The following is a 23,865-nucleotide window of genomic DNA, read 5'->3' as shown; positions in this document are numbered from 1 at the left end:
CATGGTTTCCACAACATCATTATATAAGATCCTGGCGGCCTGCTTCATCGGAAGCACATTGTTCTCCTGCAAGAAAATGCTGGAGCTGAATCCCAAACAATCGATCGATTCCGGTATCGCCCTCAATACAGAGCAGGGGGTGAATGCCGCTACCACCGGCATTTACGCGCGATTGCAAAGCTCCAACCAGTATGGCCGCAACTATTACGCCATTGCTGAAGCACTCGCCGATAACGTGTATCATTCCGGCAATTCCTCTCAAATGGCCAATGAATGCAGCAATGCTCCGGGCTCTCATTTCACCAACTGGCAATCCTGCTACTATGCCATCAACCAATCCAACCTGGTGCTGGATGCATTGAAAACACTGCCTGCCAGTCAGCTGTACAGGGATGGAATCGCTGCACAGGTGTATTTCCTCCGTGCACTTTTCTATCATGATCTCGCGCGTACACAGGCATACGATCCCACGGCCATCTACGCTCCTGCCAATAAAGGCGGCGTGCCCATCGTTACCAGTGGAGTGAATGATATCGATGAGATCAGTTTCGAAGCGCGCGCAAGTATCCCCGATGTATACAAAAGGATCTATGATGACCTCGACAGCTCCTATGCCTGTTTCAACCGCAACAATGCACAGAGCAGCATTCACAAAGCCACCAAAGCCGCTGTGGTAGCGCTCTACACGCGCGTTGCACTGTACAACGGTGATTATCAGAAAGCGGTGGACAAAGCCACGGAATCACTTACCCTCAGTGGCAGTAAGTTCATGACCAATGCCAATTACATGACAGGATGGAGAGCCGAAGTAAATCCTGAATCCATCTTTGAAATAAAATTCAATGTGAGCGAAAACCTGGGGAGCGACAATTCCCTCAGGGGCATGTTCACCACCCGCGCCTTCCTTACCGATGTTACAGCCAGCATTCACGGTGTAATAGTGGCAAAACAATCCTTCTACGATCTGATGCCAGCCAGCGATGTTCGTAAGGGGCTGTACATGTTTGGGCTGGGCGCCAACACAGCCAAACTGGAATGCACCAAGTATATCTCTAAGAATAAAGTGGTCAACCTGGACAATATACCGGTGATCAGGGTATCCGAAGTGTATCTCAACCGCGCAGAAGCTGCTTACAAAACCGGTACGCCTGCCGGTGAAGCACAAGCGCTGACTGATCTCAATACCATCCGTCAACGTGCCGGCCTCACCACAGTGAGCCTCAGCGGCCAGGCCCTGCTGGATGAGATCCTGCTGCAACGAAGACTGGAACTGGCTTTTGAAGGACACCGCTTCTTCGACCTGAAAAGGAATGGCATGGATATCATCAAGGAAACAGGCGATATCCTTTTCACAGATTATCGCATGCTCCCCCGCATCCCTATCCGTGAAGTGAATGCCAACAGCAACCTCGAACAGAATGAAGGGTACAAATGATCACCAGACAAAAATAATTACATGAAAAAGATCACTCATATCATTACAATGCTGGTGATGATACTATCACTCAGCTCCTGTTTCAAGAACTATGATGAGCGCTATCAATACACTGCGTCCACCATCGAATTTGAAAATGCCGTGTCTGTAAGCAAAGCCGCCGGCAAGAACTATCCCATCCTGCCCACCAAACAAAAGCCGTCAAGCGGTGTGGTGAAATACAGGGTGAATTTCTTCGGCGCACAACCCACTGAAGATGTGGCACTATCATTCCGCGTGGTAAGCGGCGAAACCACTGCTGTGGAAGGAACCGATTACCGTTTGCCAAATGGCACTACATTTACAGTGAGCAAGGGAAGCAGTTTCGGTTATGTGGAAGTGGAAGCCCTGAACACACTCACCGGCACACCGCTGCTGGTGTTGGAGTTGACAGGAACCGATAAAGTGAAGACAGCCGATCTGTACAAAACCATCGGAATCTCCTTTGCACCTTAACCATGGAAAAAAACATCAACTTCAGCCAACTACATACTGCCGCCGGCCGTGAAATACAGGCCGGCGGCCAGCGTTGGCTCTTCTTCGGCGGAACTGCCTATCTCGGTCTGCAACAGCATCCGCGCATGCTGGAGTTCTTTATGCAGGGTATGCAACAGTATGGCCTCAACAACGGAACATCCCGCAACAACAATGTACAATTCGCTGTATATCCGGAAGTGGAAACGGCGCTGGCCAACCGGTTCGGAAGCGAATCAGCATTGGTCACTTCCAGTGGTTACCTGGCAGCACAGATGGCGGTGAAAGATCTGGCAGGTACTGCAACTACCTTGTACGCACCCGCTACACATCCTGCATTGTGGCTGCATGAAAACCCGGGTATTGGAGGAAGCTTCAAAGATTGGGCAATCCAAACAGTGTCGGAAATCAATAAAAGTGAACAGAACAAATTCCTCGTGATCAGCAATACGCTCAACAATCTTTTGCCTGAGCTCTATGATTTCAGTGAATTCAAAAACATATTACCGGAAAAAAAGATCCATTTCCTGCTGGACGACTCCCATGGCATCGGAGTATTGACCGAACAGCAATGGATACCCGATCATCCTGGTTTCAGCATCACCGTGGTGGCATCCCTGGCAAAAGGGCTGGGTACAGATGCTGGCGTGGTATTGTCAGATGCAGCTACCATCGCTCGTTTGAAGCAGTCTCCCATTTATCTTGGTGCATCACCTCCTTCCCCTGCGGCTATGCAGGCTTTGTTACTGGCCGCGCCCATTTGCCAGGAACAAAGAGTGAAACTGCTGCTGAATATGCAGTACTTCCAACAACGTTGTAAAGCAGTTTGTCAGTATATCCCCGGCTTTCCGGTGTATTATTTTCCGGAAGCCGGGCTTTTTGAAAAGCTTTTGGAAAAAAGATCGTCATATCATCTTTCCATTATCCGCTGCCCACAGATCCTGAGTTGAACAGAGTAGTGATCAGCAGCCTGCACACCCAACAGGATCTCGATACACTCCTGCTGGCTATTCATCAAGCACAATCCTAACGCTATGCGATATTTTCTCCCAGTCCTGTTTTTCTGTTTTGGCCATTCACTCTTTGCACAATCCTATGCATTGAGCGATCTCATGGCCACACCTTATCTCTCCGGCCTCACAGCCGCTTCAAAGCAATCCACACTGTTGTTCACTGCCAACCAGCAGGGCAAACGTAATCTCTTCATGATTGACGGCCCTGATCAGCCTGCACGGCAACTCACACAGTTCAATGAAGATGATGGCCTGGAGCTCACCAGCGTGAGCATCAGTCCTGATGGCGAATGGGCCGTATTTGTTCGTGGCGGCGATCATGGCGCCAATTCCGCAGCACGCCCCACCAATGCAGCCAGTTATATCAGTCCGCAAAAGATCCAGCTATACAGCGTGAACCTGGGCAGCGGAGAACTGAAGAACCTGGGCGACGGCGATTTTCCCCAGTTCCATCCCGGTTCAAAAAAGATCGTATTCATCAATAAGAGTCAGCCCTGGATCGTACCAGCAGACGGCAGCCAGGCAGCCAAACCATTATTTCAGGTATCCGGCTCCGTTAGAGGCATGCAATGGAACCCCGATGGGAAAGCGCTTGCTTTTACCACACGCCGCGGCGCTTACTCATTCATTGGTGTTTATAACGAAGGGCAATCACGCATACAATGGATCTCCCCTTCTTTCTCACGAGATGATTATGCCAGATGGAGCCCTGATGGAAAACAGCTCGCATTCATCCGTCAGCCTGCCAGCGGCGGCGCACTGGATTCATTGCTGAAAAAGAAACACAGCACCTGGTCTGTAATGGTAACAGGGCTCGATGATGAGAACGCGAAAGAGATCTGGAAAACACCTGCCACATTAAGAGGTTCTGTTCCCTCATGGCAGGGAGCTTTCAATCTCAACTGGCCTGTGCAGGACCGTATCGTTTTCCTTTCTTACCAGGATGGATGGCCGCACCTGTATACCATACACCCACAAACGAAATCCGTTCAGCAACTCACCAAAGGGAAATATGTGGTGGAAGATATCAGTTACAGCAGCGACGGAAGCAAAATCGCCTTCTGCGCCAATACGGGCAATACGCCAGGTGATAACGACCGCAGGCATATCGGCATCGTTCCTGTAAGCGGAGGCGAGATCCGCTGGGCCACCAGCGGCGATGGCATAGAAACCTCTCCCAGCTTCACTTCCAACGATCAATCGATCGCATATTTCAGCAATACAGCACAACGCCCGCTCCTGCCCACCGTCCTGAAACTGGAGCCCAATGCGAAACCAGCACTGCAGGGCAAAGAATTACTGGGGAATTTCGATTACAATAAACTGATCACCCCCAAACAGGTAAGTTTCAAATCACCCGATGGTATAACCGTATATGCGCAAATGTTCGCACCGCAAAATGCATCGTCCAAATCACCCGCCATCATCTATGTACATGGCGGTCCCCGCAGGCAGATGTATCTGGGCTGGCATAATATGGATTATTATTTCTACGATTACCAGACCAACCAGTACCTGGCCAGTCTCGGTTTCGTAGTGCTCTCCGTGAACTATCGCATGGGAACAGGCTATGGGTACGAGTTCCAGCATCCCGACAATGCCGGCATGAATGGAGCTTCCGAATACATCGATGTACTGGCAGCAGGCAAATGGCTGGCCAAACAACCAGGCGTTGATCCGAAAGCCATCGGTATCTACGGCGGCTCCTATGGAGGCTATCTCACCGCTATGGCGCTGGGTCGCAATTCCGATATTTTCAAAGCCGGTGTAGACATCCACGGAGTACACAACAGGAAAAAGAAACTAAACGAAGAAGAGTATGCGCCCGACTTCAATGAAGCCGCACGCATCGCCTGGGAATCCTCGCCCTCCAAATGGGTGAATGGCTGGCGCTCCCCTGCACTCATCATCCACGCCGATGATGATCAGAACGTAGCCTTCTCCCAGAGCCTCGACCTCGTGAACAGGCTTAAGACCAAAGGCGTTCCCACCGAATACCTGGTGATCCCGGACGATACCCATCACTGGCTGCTCTTCTCCAACCTGGTGAAAGTGAAGACCGCTTCCATCCGGTTCCTGCAACAACAGTTGATGAAAAAATAAACAGCCCTGTTACATGAAGTATTTACCCCTGATCATCTCCGTTATATGGGTATCAGCCTGCAGTACGCAACAACGTATCGGCAATACCATACATCCGGAACGAGACACAGCCCTCGCCAATGCCTTCACCGGCATCTGCATATATGATGAAGCATCCGGCAAAATGATCGTGCAGCAAAATGCAGACAAACAATTCATCCCGGCCAGCAATATGAAACTGTTTACCAGTTACGCTTCGATGAAATACCTGCCGGACAGCCTTCCGGGCTGGTTCATTCATGAAAGCCGAGACACCATTTTCCTGCAACCCAATGGCGATCCCAGTTTCCTGCACCCCGCATTCGAAACACAAAAAGTATGGGACCTGCTGAAAACAAACCGCAAACCAGTTGTTCTGGTTATTCCATCAACACAGTTCACACCCCGTGGATTCGGTTGGGCCTGGAACAATTTCCAGGAATTCTATATGCCCGAAAGATCCGCCATGCCCATCTACGGCAACGTGGTTCGCTTCACTAAAGATGCTGGTGGTTTACGCGCCATACCGGCTTATTTCCAAACTTATCTTACCGTGAATGAACTCAACGGTAAGGGGGTGAATGTAAGAAGGGAGGAAGATGGAAATGGTTTCACCGCCAGCAGCTCCACGCTGAATAATCTTATGCGCCCGTTCACGCAGAAAGAAGACCTGAATTCGTATACAAACTGTTGGCAGATACTTTATCGAAACTGGGCATCAGCAGTCCTGCTATCCGGAAATCGGCGCCTGGTATAGATTTCAAACCATTCTACACACAGCATACCGATTCTGTTTTACAATTCATGATGCTGCACAGTGATAATTTCTTTGCCGAGCAATTATTGCTGATGGCAGGCCGTGAGATCACCGGGAAACTGGCAGACAGGACCACCATCGATTCCCTGATGAAAAAGGACCACAAAGATCTTCCCGATCATCCCCGTTGGGTGGATGGCAGCGGACTGAGCAGGAACAATCTCATATCGCCACATGCATTTGTAGCGCTGCTCAATAAGATGAAAAAGGAATTCGGATGGAAACGAGTGTCCAGCATTCTCGTAAATGGTGGAGAAGGCGGAACGCTCAAAGACTATTATTCAGATTATCCGGAAAATATTTTTGCCAAGACCGGCACCCTCAACGGCCAGGCAACACTCAGTGGTTACCTGATCACGAAAAAAGGAAGAATGCTCACCTTCTCTTTTCTAGTGAACAATCACCAGGCTCCTGCGGGTGCAGTTAAGAGCGCCGTCAAAAACACACTGTCCAAAATCATTGATCACTATTAATTGTTGTATAATGAAAAAAAGCATTCCCGGAATTGTGCTGGCAACTGTTCTGGCCAGCCCCCTTTTGTTTCCAGCTGCATTGCAGGCACAGGAATCCGGCAGTTCCGCTTCACTGGAATCCAAAGTAAAAGAATTGAAAACAGAAATTGAAAATCTGCAATTCGATAATGAGCAGCTCGCCAAAGCAGTGGATGATCTCAACTGGTATAAAAAGATGGAAGAGATAGCGTATGTAGACAAAGTAAGGATCAGCAGTCTTCCCCCCACTGTAGTAAAGAATCCTACCGGCAAGGGTGTGAAGAACCCCGTCACCATCCAGGCCTACGTGTTCATCCCGAAGAATATCGATCACAAAAAGAAATATCCGCTGATCGTTTTGCCACATGGGGGTGTTCATGGCAATTTCGGCAGTGGCAATGCGCATATCGTGAAGGAGCTGATAGCACAAGGCTATGTAGTGACTGCTCCCGAATACCGTGGCAGTACAGGTTACGGCAAAACATTCCAGCGCCAGATCGATTATGGCGGACGCGAAGTGGACGATACAAAAGCAAGCCGGGACTACATGGTGCAGAACTATGATTTTATCGACAAGAGCCGTGTAGGCATTATCGGATGGAGCCATGGCGGGATGCTCACGCTTCTCAATCTTTTCCGCTTCCCTGAAAGCTATGCAGTCGGTTATGCAGGCGTGCCTGTGAGCGACCTGGTAGCGCGGATGGGATATATGAATGAAGAGTACCGTAAACTATTCTCTGCCGATTATCATCTCGGTAAGGAAGTGTACCAGAATATTGCCGAGTACCGGAAACGTTCACCGGCCTGGAATGCAGAGAAACTCAAAACACCACTGCTCATCCATGCCAATACCAACGATGAGGATGTGAATATCCTGGAAGTGGAGCACCTGATCAAATCACTCAAGGCCGAGAACAAGAAATTCGAATACAAGATCTACGACAGCTTCCCCGGTGGCCATCATTTTGACAGGATCGATAATTACGCCAGCAAGGAGATCCGACTGAAGATCTACCAGTTCCTGCAACCCATTCTCAAACCGGCTGCTCCTTTCAAAGATCTGGATGCGCTGATCAGGGCAAGCTATTTCCCTGTTGCAGTAAAACCGGAAGAGAAGAAATAGAAAAGTGAACACATCGTATAAATAAAAATATCATCAACACTACAGCATAAGAGGCGGCCCCTGGGTCGCCTCTTCACATTTCCAACTGAAAAGTTTGCTATTTTATAATATTCGATACATTTGTTTGGATACCCATAGGCCTCATCCTACCGAAACTGCAGGATATAATTTCCATTCATAACCCCATAACAACAGGAATTACGAGTAGTTGGCAGAAATTATACCATATAATGAGAAAGACTTGCTGGAACGTATTCAGCAAGGTGACGCAGGCGCCTTTGAAACACTGTACAACCAGTACCGTCATAAGCTCTATGGTTTTATTCTGCGATTGACCAAATCGCCCGAAATGACTGCCGACATTGTTCAGGACGTATTCCTCAAGATCTGGGAAGACCGCGCCAGGTTCTCCCATGTTCAATCCTTCTCCCACTATTTCCACAGCATGGTATACAATCGCAGCATCAACCTGCTGAAGCGGATCGCATTTGAAGATGAGATTGTGAACCAGCTTTCCAAAGAGGCAGGCAACAGTGAAGAGAGCGATCCCGTGCTGTACAATGAACTTCGCCGGAAGCTGAGGCATCTGGTGGATCAGCTGCCGGAACAGCAGCGGGTGGTTTATCGCCTCAGCAAGGAAGAAGGACTGAAACAGGAAGAGATCGCCCGGCAACTGAACATCAGCCTTAGCACCGTCAAAACACATCTTTCACGCTCCATGACCTTTATCAGAAGCGGGCTCGGCTCCGGTCTGGTGATCATTTGCTGGCAAATGGCTTTGCAGCAATAATTTTTTTGGGGGCTTGTCATACTTTTATTTCTACCACTTGTCTATTTGTATAATACAATCCTATGCATCAGCAAACAGGCGATCTGTTAAGAAAATATTTCAACAGCACGATTGCACCAGAAGAAGAAAAAGAATTGTTCAGACTGTTAAGGTCCGGCACAGATAATGAAGACCTAGAAGCCATCATTGCGGAGGCCTGGCAGGGTTATGAGCCATCGGAAGAGATGCCTGACAATATCGATGCACAGATCAGGAGAAAATTATTTCCCAAAGCTGCTCCCGTACACCGTGTCCATTTTTTGAGAAGATGGGGCTGGGTGGCGGCAGTGATCCTGGTGGCCGGCGCAGGAGCATGGTTCTTTACCAGCAGACAAGCCGAATCAGGAACCGAAACCGTTCAGCAGCCAGTGATCATTCAACCGGGCGGCAACAAAGCGATGCTGACACTCGCAGATGGAAGTACCATTATCCTTGACAGTGCGTCCAATGGTTATCTCGCTGAACAGGGGCTCACCAGGATCCGCAAAACAGCGAATGGACAACTAGCCTATGAAAGCGCCAAAGGGAAGGCAGCAGGTTTCAATACCATCGCCACACCGCGTGGAGGTCAGTACCAGATCACATTGCCGGACAGTTCGCGCGTATGGCTGAACGCCATGAGCTCGATCCGCTTCCCAACCGCATTCGATGGCAAGGAAAGGAATGTGGAGATCAATGGTGAAGCCTATTTTGAAATAGTGAAAAACAGTAAACAGCCATTCATCGTAACAACAGGCAATTCCACGATACAGGTGCTCGGCACCAGTTTCAACGTGAATGCCTACAAGGATGAAGAAGGCATCAGAACCACCCTGATCAGCGGCAGCGTAAGTGTAGCGGCAGGAAATCAGAAAGTGATCTTGAAAGAAGGACAACAGTCGGAAGTGGACAGAGCCGGGAATATCAAAATTGCAGAGCAGGTGGATATGGAAGCCGAGCTGGCATGGAAGAATGGATATTTCTACTTCAAGGGACAGGACATAGAAAAGATCATGCGGCATATTTCGCGCTGGTACGATGCAGATATCATCATGCTGGCCAAACCAGAAAATAAATTCAATTCGAAAATATCAAGGGACGTTCCCATCAAAGAACTCCTGGAAGTGTTTGAGCTCACAGGAAAAGTGAAGTTCATCATAGAAGGCAAAAAAGTGACCATTACCAAATAGCACGCAACGAAACGGCACAAGAACAGAACACCAAACAACTAATTGCTTAAGTCTGTAAAACTTTTTGCTATGTATACCTGATAACAACAGGGTTCACCAATAAAAAAACCGGTCGTGTTTGCGGCACTTCCGGTTGACGATTGAGTTTACCCAAAAAAGTAATCTGCTGTAAGACGCTCTTTTGTTAACCCAACCAAAACAAAGTTATGGAATTAACCTGTCTTTCTGCGCGGCCAGCCGCGGCAGATAAGAACCTATTATGGGGCTGCTTTCCTGTTCAAAGCCCGTCAGTGCTTAAAATGTTGCGGATTATGAAACTAGCTGTGCTCTTCTGGCTTACCGCTCTCATGCAGGTTTCTGCTAATGGTCTTTCGCAAAACGTTTCCCTGAATCTCAAATCGGCTCCCCTCAAAGCCGCTTTCCGGGAAATAGAAAGGCAAACCAATTTTACGTTCACGTATACGGATGATCAACTGGAACGCGCCCTGCCGGTAAATCTCCAGGTGGCCAACACCCCACTGAAATCAGTGCTGGATGTGATTTTCCGTAATCAGCCACTGAACTATGTGATCAAAAATTCCACTATTGTTTTGGCAGACAAACCGGTGATACCTTTGAAAGACAGGCTGCTGATCACAGGCAGTGATGCCTTCAACAAGATCACAGGCACTGTTACCGGCCCCGACGATAAGCCGCTGGCCGGCGCCACCGTTGCCCTGAAGAAAGGTTCGCCCAGCACCACCACTGATGCTGAAGGTAAATTCACCATCAATGCAGAGCCGGGTGATGTACTGGTGATCAGTTTCGTGGGATATGAAACCCGCGAGATTGCTCTCACGGCCGCCAATATCAATGCAGCACATCATTACCGCCTCAACGAAAAAGTTTCCGATCTCAAAGAAGTGGAGATTGTAGTGGCCTACGGAAAACAGTCGAGAGCTTCATACACAGGCTCCGCTTCCGTAGTTTCTGGGAAAGACCTGGAAGGAAAGCCCAGGGCCTCATTCCAGGAAAGCCTCCAGGGCAATGTGGCCGGTCTTCAATCCACTACCGGTACCGGGCAACCGGGCGCCAGTGGCAACGTACGGATCCGTGGTATCGGTTCCTACAGCGCCTCCAGCTCTCCGCTCTATGTGGTAGACGGTGTTCCATTTGTTGATGGGCCTACCACCGTACTCGCTTTCTCTTCCAACACGCTGGCTGGTATCAATCCGAATGATATCGAGTCCATTACTGTATTGAAAGATGCTTCCGCCACTTCTATTTATGGTTCCCGCGGCGCCAATGGTGTGATCCTGATCACTACCAAGAGCGGTGCAGCAGGAAAAACGAAAGTGCAGCTGGGTGTGCAAACAGGCTTTAGCCAGATCGCGATGTCAGACAGGAACAAACCTCTCAACACCCGCGAAATGACCGAGCTGCTGATCGAAGGCGTTCTCAATAACAATACCACACTCGCCGGCATCACTACCAACCAGGCAGCTTACCAATACCTGGTTGATCAGGGCTTGAAACCTAATATCAATACAGATTGGGCCGATGTGATCCTCCGCCGGGGCAAATTCAGTCAATATGATATCTCAGCCTCAGGCGGCAACGATAAAACCACCTTCTTTACCTCTGCTGGTTATTACAAGCAGGACGCCACGGTGCGCGACCAGGGATTTGAAAGAGCGAATGTGCGTCTCCGTTTGAAGCATAAAGCCAGTAACCGGCTGTCCATCAACGTTGGTATGGCGCCAAACTTTCAGAAACTGAGTACCATCGGCAATGCCGGTCTGGGAGCCAATCCCATCCGCTCACTCAACAGGCTGGTACCCTGGGTTGCACCTTACAATACAGACGGCTCCTATACCGCCATCACCTACAACCCCGAGATCGTGCGTAAAGAAAACAGGTACGATACCCGCATCTATGCTTTTCTCGGTGATATCGGTGCAGAGTTCAAAATATTGCCGGGCCTCTCTGCAGAAAGCAAGATGGCTATCGATATGAGCTTTACCGATGACTACCGGTTCTGGAGCCCTCTCTGGGTGGATGCGGCCAGTGTAAAAGGAAGGGCCGCTGAATATACCAGCCTCCTGATCAGCTGGAATATCACCAACCTTCTCCGCTACAGTAAACAACTTGGTGATTTCAGCCTCAACGCCACCCTGGGTCAGGAAGCGCAGAAGTTCACCAGCAAATACATCAGTACACAGGCAGACGGCTTTGCACAGTCCGACCTGTATACGCTCGCCAGCGCCGCCACGCCATTTGTGGCATGGAGCAGCCAGGCAGCTTCTTCGCTGGTTTCTTATTTCCTCAATACCAGTATCAATTACCAGAGAAAATATTACCTGAACCTGACCGGACGGATCGATGGTTCTTCCCGCTTCGGCAGGAATGTCCGCTACGCGAAATTCGGTTCTATCGGTCTTGCCTGGAACCTCGATCAGGAAGATATCATCCGCGATCTTGGTTTCATCGATATGCTGAAGCTCCGCGCCAGCTACGGCACCAGCGGCAACCAGGCATCAGACCTCTACGGCGTACTGGGCGTGTATACAACCTCCGGTTCGTATAATAACAGTCCCGCCTACTCGATCTCGCAGATCGAGAATGCCAACCTGACCTGGGAAAAGAACAATCCATTCGATATCGGATTCGAGTTCGGCATCCTGGACAACAGGCTCACCGGCTCTTTCGATTACTATCGCCGCGTTACATCCGACCTGCTGATGGACGCCCCCATTTCCGCTACCAATGCCGCCGGCACCGCCGCCACCCAGAACCGGAATGTCGGCTCCTTTGAAAACTCCGGCATCGAAGTTTCATTGAGCTCCGAGAATATCCGCGCCGCCAACAAGAATGGACTCAGCTGGAAAACCAGTTTCAATATCTCCACCAACAAGAACAAGATGCTGACCCTGAGCGGCTCCAACCAGATCATCAGCGGTGTCTTCAACCGCGAGATCGGTGGCGATTATTACGAATACTATTTGCCCGGATGGGCTGGTGTGGATGTACAGACCGGCGAAGGATTGTGGTGGGTGGATGGCACTAAAAAAGCTACCACTACCAAATTCACCGAAGCAAAAGCTTTCAACCAGGGCAGCGCCACGCCGCATTTCTTCGGAGGTTTAACAAACACATTCGAATACCGCAACTTCAGCCTCTCCTTCATGTTCTATTTCAACTATGGCAACAAATTGTATGACAGCTGGGGAGCATTCACTTCCAACGATGCTTCTTCAGGCATTACCGATTACGGCGTAATAGCAAGAGTGGATTACGATAACCGCTGGCAGAAACCAGGCGACAAAGCCAGTTCCCCCAAAATGGTATACCGCGGAACCCAGACAGGTCTTTCCGGGCAGAATTCTTCCAGGTTCATGTACGACGGTTCGTATATCCGTCTGCGTGATGTATCCATTACCTACGACGTACCGGTAAAGAATACTGTTTTCCAGAAACTGCAGGTATACCTGAGAGGTAATAACCTGCTGACCATGGTGAAAGACGACAGACTGAGACATGACCCTGAAACCTATATCGGTGGTATCCTCAACCAGAACCTGCCAATCGCAAGGCAATTCCTCGCCGGACTCAACCTTACTTTCTGATCATTGCAGCATGTTTAAATCATTCAAGATGAAAATATCACGCTTATATATAACCGCACTCATGGTAGCAGCCTGTTGTACCACGGCATGCAACAAAGAGTTCCTTGAGCTGAAGAACCCGCAATCATTACCACTCACAGGGACCATCAAGGACCTCGCCACGCTTACTACAGCAGCCAATGGTGCCTACCTGCATTTCAAGGACAATAACTATTACTCGAGAACTTTCACACTCGTACCCGATCTGCTGGGCGATAACGTGTTCATCAGCCGCTCCAACGGAGGCCGGTTCCTGGACCACGACAATTTTGCCATCGTCAGTACCGACGGCTATACCACTGCCTGCTGGAACTCCATGTACCGCGTGATCGGCAATGCCAATCTCGCCATCGCAGAAGGAGAAAAACTCGATCCCACTGCTCCCATCCAGCAGGTGATTGGTGAACTGTACGCTGTAAGGGCCCTCGCCTATTTTGACCTGGTGCGCTTCTGGGCGCAACCCTATAATTTCACCAGCGATGCATCGCACATGGGTGTTCCCATCGTTACCGAACCGCAAACAGGCATCATCTCACCTGCAAGGGCAACCGTAAAAGAAGTGTACGAGCGTATCACTGAAGACCTGAAGAAAGCCCTTACACTGATGAATGTGTCGAAGAAGAATGGTTATATGGTGCCTGCCGCTGCGCAAACATTGCTTGCCAAAGCCTATCTCTACATGGGCAACTGGGAACTGGCAGAGCAATATGCCACCGAAGCGATCAATGGTCCCTTCACCCTCCTGCCCCGCGCCAGTTATGTAGCCAGCTGGGCCACCGATTACAGTTCCGAATCTTTGTTCGAAGTGGTGAATCTCCCAACGGATAATGCCGGCACCAACTCCCTCGGATATATCTATGAGCAATCCAGGTATGGTGAAGGCCTTGCCACGCAAGACCTCTATGATCAATACACCGGCACCGATGTGCGCCGTTCACTGATCATCGTGGGGGTTCGCAATGCCACCTTCGAGAATCCCGCCTACTTTGTAAAAAAATATCCGAGAGGAGCATCCACCAATGACGATCATATCAAAGTGCTTCGCCTGTCGGACGCTTACCTGATCAGAGCGGAAGCAAGGGCAGAACTGGGCAAATCAGATCCGGCCAAAACTACCCTTGCACAGCAGGACCTCACCACCATCGTGCAGAGGGCCGATAATGTTGCCGCCGCTATTACACTTACAGGAGATGCGCTCATAGACAGGATCATTCTGGAAAGAAGAAAAGAGTTTGCTTTCGAAGGCCACCGCCTGTTCGATCTTAACAGGAGAAAGATGGATGTGAGACATATCCGCTCCACCGACGAAACCATTTACACATATCCCAATAACAGGTTCATCATGCCGATCCCTTTCGCTGAAACGAAAGCCAACAGGAATATGAAACAGAACCCCGGATGGGCGCAATAACAAATCCCTTTCCATCAACATCGATCGTTAAAAAATAGAAATATGAAAAATATTAATTGGATCTGGATCATAGCCCTGCTCTGGTTTGCATCCTGTAACAAAAGTGATTATAAACCTGATCCGGTGGAGATACCGGAACTTCCCGGCACTTCCACGGAAGACCTGGTGCTGGAAGTGGTGGATAATGATATCGAAGCATTCATGACACGCTATAATGTTCCCGGACTTTCGCTGGCCATCACCAAAAATGGAAAACTGGTATATGCAAAAGGATACGGTTTTGCCGACAGGGAAGCCGGCCTGAAAGTGGACACCGGCAGCCAGTTCCGACTGGCCAGTCTCAGCAAATGGATCACATCCACTACCATCATGAAACTGATCCAGCAGGGAAGACTGGGATTCAACGATAAAGTATTCGGAACAGGCGCTGTGCTGGGCACCACTTTCGGCGCTGCACCCTATCCCGGCAACGTAACACAGATCACGGTGGAGCAATTGCTGCACCATACCGGCGGTGGCTGGGGCAACAGCAGTAATGATCCCATGTTCGCCAACTCCACTTACACACAGGCGCAACTGCTCGGCTGGATGATCAACGACAGGCCGCTTGCCAATACCCCCGGAACCGTTTCTGATTATTCCAATGCAGGTTTCTTCATTCTTGGAATGATCATCGAGAAGATCACCGGAAAGACCTATCAGACATATGTAACCGATTCTATCCTCAAGCCCATGGGCATTGCCAATATGAGCTTTGCCAATACCAGTCTTGCTGGCAGGAAACCAAAAGAAGTGAAATACTATGGTGTTGGTGGCACTAACCCATATGGATATGCGGAAGGAGTGATACCCCGTATCGGCGGTGCCGGCGCCTGGCTTGCTTCACCGATAGACATGATGCGTTTCCTGGTGAGGGTAGACGGGTTCAATACTGTACCTGATGTACTTGATGCCAATGCGCTCAATATCATGTCCTCCAAAACCACTGCCAGCGGCAACTACGCCTGCGGCTTCCTCGTGAGCAGCAATGGCAACTGGTACCATGGCGGCACCTACACGGGTACGCGCAACTGGATGGTGCGCACCACCACTGGTTACAACTGGGTGATCCTGATCAATACATCTGCCAGTGGCAATTTCAATACAGATCTCGACAGACTGGTATGGCCTGCAGTGAACAATTCATCCACGGCCTGGCCGGATAAGGACCTTTTCTAGTTTGGTTATGCAGTAACTGCGGAATCGTTTGAGAGCGCCGCCCACCGCGGCCTCTCCGTTTCCGCGACACCCTTTAACACTGTCTGAAAGACGGTAAGGGACTGCTTTGCCTTTAAATACTCAAACCGGAACACCATGATCAAAACTCGTTTACTAGCCCTGGCACTGTCTGCGCTGCTCCCCGGACCAACTGCCCTCAAAGCGCAGACCAATGCAGCATTGCCACAGGGACTGGACAATTACATCACGCAGGTGATGAAAACCTTTGAGGTTCCAGGCCTTTGCATTGCCGTTGTTAAAGATGGAAAGCCCATACTCACCAAAGGCTATGGCACAAAGAAACTGGGCACCACAGATCACGTGAATGAACATACGCTCTTCCCTATCGCTTCCAATTCAAAAGCCTTCACCGCCACCATGCTGGCCATGCTGGTGGAAGAAAAGAAACTCGACTGGGACAAGCCCGTGATCGATTATCTGCCCTGGTTCCGCATGTCCGATGCTTATGTGACCAGCCAACTGACCGTGAAGGACCTGCTGGTGCATCGCAGCGGTATTGGCGCTTATGCAGGCGACCTGCTGCAATTCCCTCCTACTGATTACAGCCGGGAAGAGATCGTGAAAAAGCTGAAATACATTCCGCTCACCAATAGTTTCAGGAACAATTACGCATACGATAATATCCTCTACCTGGCAGCAGGGGAGCTGATCAAACAGGTTACAGGAAATGATTGGGAAGACGAAGTGAGATTGCGCATACTGCAACCAATTGGTATGACGGAGACCCTTAGCCGCATTTCACAATTTGAAAGATCCGCCAACCGTTCTTCCTCACATGCCCGCTTCGATGGCGCTGTGAAAGAAGTGACCGGCTTCCTTCAATATGGCATTTCTGATCTTACCAATCCGGCAGGCGGCATCGCCTCCAATGCAACAGATATGGCCAAATGGATGGCGCTGCAACTGGATTCAGGCAGGGCCATCAATAGCAAGGTATTGTTCAAGCCCGCTACCACCACCACTTTGTGGAAAGGTGTAACCCCCATGCCCGTAGCGCAGTTACCAGCATATCTCAAACCCGCACAGATGGATTACCAGTCGTATGCACTTGGCTTCTACACCTACAATTACCGCTCCGAAAGGGCCATCGTGCATGGCGGCAAACTGGATGGCTTCGTCTCCCGCGTATTCATGATCCCTTCAAAAAACCTGGGCATCGCCATTCTCACCAACCAGGAATCCGGCGGGGCTATCAGCGCCATCATCAATCATATCTGCGATCATGTAATGCGCGTACCGGCTTTCGATTGGGTAGCCGGATACAAGAAAGCACAGGACATCGGTTTCGAAAATATCAGGAAAACAGAACAGGCCGCCATCACGCAACGAAACGCCGCTTCTCGTCCTTCACTACCCCTTGAGCAATATGCAGGATCGTATAAGGATGCCTGGTATGGCACCGTCACCATTACAAAGGAAGGTGGCCACCTGGTGATGAATTTCACGCATTCACCAGGAATGACCGGCGATATGGAGCATTGGCAATATGACTCCTTCATTGTAAGATGGAGGCACCGGGAGTTCAAAGCCGATGCCTATGTAACCTTCTCCCTGGAGCCCGATGGCCGCATCGGGCAGGTAAGGATGAAAGCCATTTCCCCGGTTACTGATCCCAGTTATGACTTCCATGACCTCCTATTGAAACCCATTTCAACAAATTAACCAGAACAAAATTTTCAGCTTATGAGACAATGGTATACCTACTGCTTGCTCATCGCATGTTTTCTTTTTTTCATGGCGGGGAAAAGAGCTCCCGGAGTGTTCTTCGTCAAGCCCACTGCCAGTGGCAATGGCAGTGGCAGCAGCTGGGACAATGCCTCTGCCGATCTCCAGGCCATGATCAATGCGGCTGCGGCAGGAGATGAAATATGGGTGGCTGCCGGCACTTACAAACCCGCTTCCCTTCCTGGCGGCAGCAATACATCCGGCCCCCGCGATGTAGCTTTCGTATTGAAAAGCGATGTAAAGATCTACGGCGGCTTCAGTGGCACAGAAACCGCCCTGGGCCAGCGTAATGCCACTACCAATACCACCACGCTCAGCGGAGATATCGGTGTTGCTTCCGATGCAACGGACAATGCTTATCACGTGGTAGTGTCCATCAACAATACTGCCGGCACCCTGCTTGATGGCTTTACTGTTTCAGGCGGTAATGCCAACGGAGAAGGCTTCTACTCCATCGATAACCGGTCTGTTTTCCGCTACTGCGGTGGCGGCATTCTGGCGCGCGGCAGCTCTGCCACCTTCAGCAATATTATTGTAGCCTCCAATCAATGTGCCACAGCAGGAACCGGCAATGGAAGCGGCGCAGGCATCTATTCCATCAACAGCAGCCTGGTGCTCAAAGATGCCAGACTTCAACAGAACAAAGCCAGCTCTTCAACAACATCCGGTGGACTTGGCGGCGGCCTTTGCATGATTGGCACTGCCGACTCCGTGAACAATACCAGCTTCACCAATGTAACGGTAACGGGCAACGAAACCACCAATGCAGGTGCAGGCATCTTCGTTCAGGCATGGTCCAAACCAGTATTCACGGATGTTGTTTTCACAGAGAATATCGCCGGCACATCTGCAGGAGGCCTGATCATTATCGGTAATTCAGCCGGCAACAATGTGGCCACCCTCAATAATGTGAGCTTCACAAAGAACAAGGCCAATGCCGGTAATGGCGGCGCACTTTTCCTTTCCAATTACGTGAACGCTACTATGAACAACCTCAGCTTCACCGAAAACGAATCCAGCGCCCTGGCGGGCGCATTGTATTGCATCGGCGGCGCTGACGCTTTCAGCAATCTCGAATTTACCAATACCAGCTTCACCAAAAACAAATCAGGCACATCCGGCGGAGCGATGTATATCAACAACTACAACAATTGCATTTTCAATAAAGCAAGTTTTACAGAGAACAGTGCCGGCGCCACTGGTGGAGCCATGTTTGTAATCGGAGCATCCGCTGCCTACAATACTTTCAGGGTCACCGATGCGGTTTTCTCGAAAAATAAATCCACTACGGCTGGTGGTGCAGGTTATATCTCCAGCTATAACAAGTATGTGATCGATCGTGTGAAGTTCCTGGAGAATGAAGCCACTGCCAGCGCCGGCGGCGGCCTGTTCATATTCAGTGCTGCTACCGGTTCGAATGAAGATGCGCAGATTTCCAACTGCCTGTTCTACGGCAACAGGGCCAACCTGGCCACACTCGGTGGCGGCGGCATTTTCGTCTCCAACAATTCCAGGCCCATTATCATCAACTCAACATTCTATTCCAACTATTCCCTCTACAATGGCGGAGGCATCGGTATCAACAACAGTGCAACTGCCATTGCAACTGTATACAATTCCATTTTTTACGGTAACACTACAGGTGGTGCATCTGCCGATATCGAAGAGCCGGCCAACGCAGGTTTCTTCCTGAAGAACTCACTGACACAGACCAAAGGCACCAATGGAGTGGACGGTGTGATCGTTGGCAGCAATCCTTCTTTCCTGAGCACCGATCCTGCATCCGCCGATTTCCTTCGTTTGGCATCCGGCAGCCCTGCCATAGACAAGGGAGCAAACAACCTGCTGCCTGCAGCCTATATCAAAGACCTCGCGGGTGGTTCCAGGATCAATGATAATGTGATCGATATGGGCGCGTACGAATCCGGTATCAGTCAGACGCCCACCGAATCCCAGACAATAACTTTTGAAAACGATATCAACCTGCAATACGGAGATGCAGACCATGATCCTGCCGCAACGGCCAGTTCAGGATTACAGGTTACTTATACGAGCAGCGATCTTCAGGTAGCCACCATCGTTAGTAACCAGATCCGTATCGTAGGAGCCGGAACAGCAGAGATCACTGCTTCCCAGCCAGGTAACCAGACTTATCTTCCTGCCACGCCAGTGAAGAAAATACTCACAGTAAGCAAAGCCCCGCTGATCATTAAACCAGCCAATATAAGTGTGGAGCAATACCTGCCTTTCCCGGGTTTCACAGCCGTGTACACCAGTTTTGTGAATGGTGATAATGCGGCCAGTCTCACCACCCAACCAACCATCACCACTACAGCCAATTCAGCATCCGCACCCGGTGATTACACGCTCACAGCCAGCGACGCCGCTTCGCCCAATTACACCATCACCTATGAAACAGGCACGCTCACCATTTTGCCGGGTTCCGGCTCCGGTGGCAATGTTCATTATGTGAAGCAAGGCGGTACCGGCAATGGCAGCAGCTGGGCCAATGCTTCCGGCAACCTGCAGGCGATGATCAATGCAGCTGCTGCCGGCGATCAGATCTGGGTAGCAGGCGGCACCTATAAACCAGCAACACTCGAAGGCGGCTCCGGCACAATCAGCGCAAGGGATGTAGCATTCGTGTTAAAGAATGATGTGAAGATCTTTGGAGGCTTCGCCGGTACCGAAACCATCATATCCGACAGGAATACTACGGCCAATCCAAGTATCCTGAGTGGTGATATCGGCACAGTCAACGACGCATCAGACAATGCCTATCACGTTGTGCTATCCGTGTACAATACTGCCAGCACATTACTGGATGGCTTCACCATTACCGGTGGTAATGCCGACGGGGAAGGCTTCAGCTCTGTGAATGGTAAAAGCATTCTGAGGAACAGCGGTGGCGGTATCCATGCAAGAGGAAGCAAGGCCAGTTTCTCCAATAGCATCATCAAAGGCAATAGCAGCGCCACTACTTCTACGCCGGGCTTTGGCGGCGGTGTGTACAGCTATGCCAGCCAAATTCAATTCCAGGATGCCCTCATCACGCAGAACAGCACTGTTTCCGCTTCATCTACCGGTGCAGGCGGCGGTGGGATCTACACGGAAGGAAATGCGGACACTGCATCAACGGTGACCCTTACACGATCTGATATCACATTCAACACTTCCCGGAACCTGGGCGGAGGTATCTACATGGGTATTTACTCCACCGTTACGATGAAAGACGGGAACATTGCAGACAATAAGGGAACCAATTCTTCGGGCGGAGGTGTTTTCTCCAGGTCCGTCAGCGGAGCAGACAACCACCTGATACTCGAGAGAGTGAATGTAAGCAGGAACGAAACCCTCACCGGCAGCGGCGGAGGTATGATGCTTTCTTATTACACGCATTCCACTTTTACCGATGTTGTGTTCAGCGAAAATAAATGTATCTCTTCCGGTGCAGGCTATTACCTGCAGGGAAATACAGACGACCAGATCCTGGCTCAGATCCGCATGACCAATGTGGAATTCAGGAAGAACCAGGCAAACGGACCGGGCTCAGGCACCGGTGGTGCTGTTTATCTCCAGGGTAACTGGGATGCCGTGTTCACCAATGTGAAAGCGATCGAAAACTATGGGAATGTTGCCACAGGCGCCTTCCAGATCGGAGGCAGGAACAGCAAGCCTTCGAACCTGGTGATCAACGGAGGCTCTTTCATCAATAACCGTACACCACAATTCGGAGCCGCTATCGTTATCTCCACCGGCGCCGGCTATCAAATAGACCGGGTTGATTTCTCGGGCAACAGTGCAGGCGCGCATGCAGGAGCAGTATGGGCTTCCGGTACAGGCACTGCATCAGGCCCTGTACTGAATTGCACTATTTCCAATTCACGTTTCGCCAATAATGAATCAGGCAGCCAGAACCTCGGCGCAGGCGCACTGTATATCACCACCACCTACAATACACCCCGGATCCTCAACTGTACTTTTTATAACAACAAAGCACAGAAAGATGGAGGCGCTATTTATGTTGGCGGCACTGTGAACACGAAAGCGGCTATCCATAACTGTATCATATACGGTAACTCCGTGATAAATGGAAACGGCGCAGATATTTACAAGAATGCAGATGCCATCGTGGAGCTGAAGAACACCCTCACACAAGCATATGGCACCAACGGCGTGGATGGTGTGATCACCGGTGTGGATCCGAAATTCCTCAGTACCGATGCAAATTCCAACAATTACCTCCGCCTTATGTCCGGAAGCCCTGCTATCGACAAGGGAGACAATCTCCTGCTCACCCAGGGCACTTCTCTTGATCTGGGCGGCAATGCCAGGATCGTGAATGGCATCGCTGATATGGGAGCCTATGAATATTTCTCCGGACAATCAATACCCACTGAATCACAAACTATCGATATCGCCGCCGCCATCACCAAAACCTATGGCGAAGCAGATTTCGATCCCGGCGCAACAGCCAGCTCAGGTCTCACTGTTTACTACACCAGCAACAATACCAATGTTGCCACTATCGAAAATGGGAAAGTGAAGATCAAAGCTGCAGGTACTGCTACCATCAGGGCCTGGCAGCCGGGCAACGATATTTATCTGGCCGCTCCCGATGCTACTACCACGCTCACTGTGAACAAAGCGCCACTGCTGATCAAAGCCAATGATGCAAACATGGTGCAGCAACAGGCTATACCTGCATTCACGGCCAGCTTTACCGGTTTCGTGAACGGAGAAACTTTGGGTGTGCTTTCCGGTCAGCCTGTCTTCAACACCACGGCTACTACCAGTTCTCCTATTGGCACCTATCCGATCACCGTTTCCGGCGCTGCGGCTGCCAACTACGAGATCAGTTACACAAATGGTGTTCTTACCATCCAGCCGATAGCCGTTGACAATGCAACGCTCGATGCCTGGTTCAGTAACAATACCACATTGCAGGTGAGAGTGGATATGCCAGGTGAAACAGAAGGCACCGTATCGCTGTTCACCAGCGCCGGTCAGCGCATATACCATACCGGTATTACGCTGAAACAGGGAAGGAATCAGTTCACTGTTCCTGCAGACAGGTTGATCCCGGGCATTTACATCATCAATGTAAATGGAGCCGGACTGAAGCTGGATAAAAAATTCATAAAACGCTAAAGCCTTTACAATGACTCGTCAATATATCAAGTCAACCAGAACATCATTGTCAATGCTCCTTATCGCTGCCTGTGGTCTTCTTCCACAGGCAGCCAGGGCGCAGGAAGGAACGGAATCCAAAATGGTGAATACTGCCGTTCCCATGCTGCGCATTGCCCCAGACGCACGCGCCGCCGCGATGGGAGAAACGGGTATCAGCACTTCAGCAGACGGAGCATCCATTTTTTATAATGCAGCCAAGACCGTATTCGCAAAGAATGAAGGAGGCTATTCCCTCAATTATGTGAACTGGCTGAAACAGATCACACCCGGCTTTTATATGCTCAGTCTTTCAGGCTACCAGAAACTGGACGAGAAGCAGGCAGTGAGCGGATCCATCCGTTACTACAATACAGGAAAAGTGGAAGAAAGGGATTTCAACAATACTTTGCTGCAACTTGCTAATCCCAATGAGTTCGCTATCGATGCAGGTTATGCGAGAACATTGTCCGACAAGATCTCGCTGGCCCTCACCTTCCGCTATATCCGCAGCAGCATCGGCAAGACCATCGATAATAACGGCAACGGAACAGGCAGCGCCTTCACCGGTGATATTGCCGCCTTCTACAATGGCCTCAATCAGGAGGGACAAGGTTTCACAGCGGGACTGATACTCGCCAATGCAGGCGCTTCAAAGATCAACCAGGGCAACGGTAATGCCGGTTTCATTCCTGCGAGGATCGGCGCAGGCGCAGGTTATACCTACCCGTTAGATGAGGACAGCAGGATCTCTTTTTCAGCCGAGCTCAATAAATCCCTGGCGCCGTTAATCCCCGAAGGCCCCAATGGCATGGAGGAATATTCCAGGTACAGTGTATTCAAAAGTTACAGCGAAGGATTGAGCAATTCTGCCCTCAGTATTGCCGGCGGCGCCGAATACAATTACAAAGAGCTCTTTTCTGCCCGTGTCGGTTACTTCTCAGAAAGCAAGGCCTATGGCGGCAGGAAGTACATGAGCGCCGGTATCGGAGCCCATGTAAAACAGTTCGGTTTCAATTTCGCTTACATCGTCCCCACCGGCAGGAATGCGGGCGCATATGCATTGTCGAACACCCTGCATTTCGGTCTTACGTTCACACCCGCTTTATCCAATCAATAGATTCCTT

At 50.2% G+C, this 23,865-nt stretch carries 15 protein-coding genes; all 15 read left to right on the top strand.

Features of this window, described 5'->3' with window-relative positions; genetic code table 11:
- Position 1: 1 nt before the first annotated feature.
- Complete coding sequence (locus FSB84_RS16815) at positions 2-1,435, top strand: RagB/SusD family nutrient uptake outer membrane protein (RefSeq protein ID WP_130539089.1); 1,434 nt, start codon at positions 2-4, stop codon at positions 1,433-1,435.
- A gap of 21 nt (positions 1,436-1,456) precedes the next feature.
- Entirely contained in the window at positions 1,457-1,930 is a 474-nt protein-coding gene (locus FSB84_RS16810; RefSeq protein ID WP_130539088.1) for a hypothetical protein, read from the top strand.
- 2 nt (positions 1,931-1,932) lie between these two features.
- Positions 1,933-2,898 (top strand): aminotransferase class I/II-fold pyridoxal phosphate-dependent enzyme, encoded by a 966-nt coding sequence (locus FSB84_RS16805; RefSeq protein ID WP_225979799.1) that lies wholly within the window; start codon positions 1,933-1,935, stop codon positions 2,896-2,898.
- 84 nt (positions 2,899-2,982) lie between these two features.
- On the top strand, positions 2,983-5,064 hold the full coding sequence (locus FSB84_RS16800) for a S9 family peptidase (RefSeq protein ID WP_130539086.1): 2,082 nt from the start codon (positions 2,983-2,985) through the stop codon (positions 5,062-5,064).
- A gap of 13 nt (positions 5,065-5,077) precedes the next feature.
- Complete coding sequence (locus FSB84_RS16795) at positions 5,078-5,839, top strand: D-alanyl-D-alanine carboxypeptidase (RefSeq protein WP_147122235.1); 762 nt, start codon at positions 5,078-5,080, stop codon at positions 5,837-5,839.
- Entirely contained in the window at positions 5,773-6,372 is a 600-nt protein-coding gene (locus FSB84_RS16790; RefSeq protein WP_147122233.1) for a D-alanyl-D-alanine carboxypeptidase, read from the top strand. Before FSB84_RS16795 ends, FSB84_RS16790 begins: the two co-directional genes overlap by 67 nt.
- A gap of 10 nt (positions 6,373-6,382) precedes the next feature.
- A complete protein-coding gene (locus FSB84_RS16785) occupies positions 6,383-7,513 on the top strand; it encodes a prolyl oligopeptidase family serine peptidase (RefSeq protein WP_130539084.1) in 1,131 nt (376 codons plus the stop codon).
- A gap of 208 nt (positions 7,514-7,721) precedes the next feature.
- Complete coding sequence (locus tag FSB84_RS16780) at positions 7,722-8,303, top strand: RNA polymerase sigma factor (protein ID WP_130539083.1); 582 nt, start codon at positions 7,722-7,724, stop codon at positions 8,301-8,303.
- Between the two features lie 62 nt (positions 8,304-8,365).
- Positions 8,366-9,511 (top strand): FecR family protein, encoded by a 1,146-nt coding sequence (locus FSB84_RS16775; protein ID WP_130539082.1) that lies wholly within the window; start codon positions 8,366-8,368, stop codon positions 9,509-9,511.
- Positions 9,512-9,822: 311 nt separating this feature from the next.
- Entirely contained in the window at positions 9,823-13,116 is a 3,294-nt protein-coding gene (locus tag FSB84_RS16770) for a SusC/RagA family TonB-linked outer membrane protein (RefSeq protein ID WP_158643965.1), read from the top strand.
- 28 nt (positions 13,117-13,144) lie between these two features.
- Positions 13,145-14,566, top strand: a complete 1,422-nt coding sequence (locus tag FSB84_RS16765; protein ID WP_158643964.1) for a RagB/SusD family nutrient uptake outer membrane protein — start codon at positions 13,145-13,147, stop codon at positions 14,564-14,566.
- Positions 14,567-14,608: 42 nt separating this feature from the next.
- The gene (locus FSB84_RS16760) at positions 14,609-15,784 is read left to right on the top strand and encodes a serine hydrolase domain-containing protein (RefSeq protein WP_130539079.1); all 1,176 of its coding nucleotides are present in this window, start codon (positions 14,609-14,611) and stop codon (positions 15,782-15,784) included.
- 135 nt (positions 15,785-15,919) lie between these two features.
- On the top strand, positions 15,920-17,506 hold the full coding sequence (locus FSB84_RS16755; RefSeq protein WP_130539078.1) for a serine hydrolase: 1,587 nt from the start codon (positions 15,920-15,922) through the stop codon (positions 17,504-17,506).
- 21 nt (positions 17,507-17,527) lie between these two features.
- Positions 17,528-22,720, top strand: a complete 5,193-nt coding sequence (locus FSB84_RS16750; protein WP_130539077.1) for an MBG domain-containing protein — start codon at positions 17,528-17,530, stop codon at positions 22,718-22,720.
- Positions 22,721-22,772: 52 nt separating this feature from the next.
- Positions 22,773-23,858 carry a type IX secretion system outer membrane channel protein PorV gene (gene porV, locus FSB84_RS16745; RefSeq protein WP_158643963.1) on the top strand — a complete coding sequence of 362 codons (1,086 nt, stop codon included), beginning with the start codon at positions 22,773-22,775 and terminating at the stop codon, positions 23,856-23,858.
- The last annotated feature ends 7 nt before the right edge of the window (positions 23,859-23,865 follow it).

It is taken from the genome of Pseudobacter ginsenosidimutans (assembly GCF_007970185.1).
Taxonomy (GTDB): Bacteria; Bacteroidota; Bacteroidia; order Chitinophagales; family Chitinophagaceae; genus Pseudobacter; species Pseudobacter ginsenosidimutans.
This window is presented reverse-complemented; position numbering and strand designations above follow the sequence as displayed.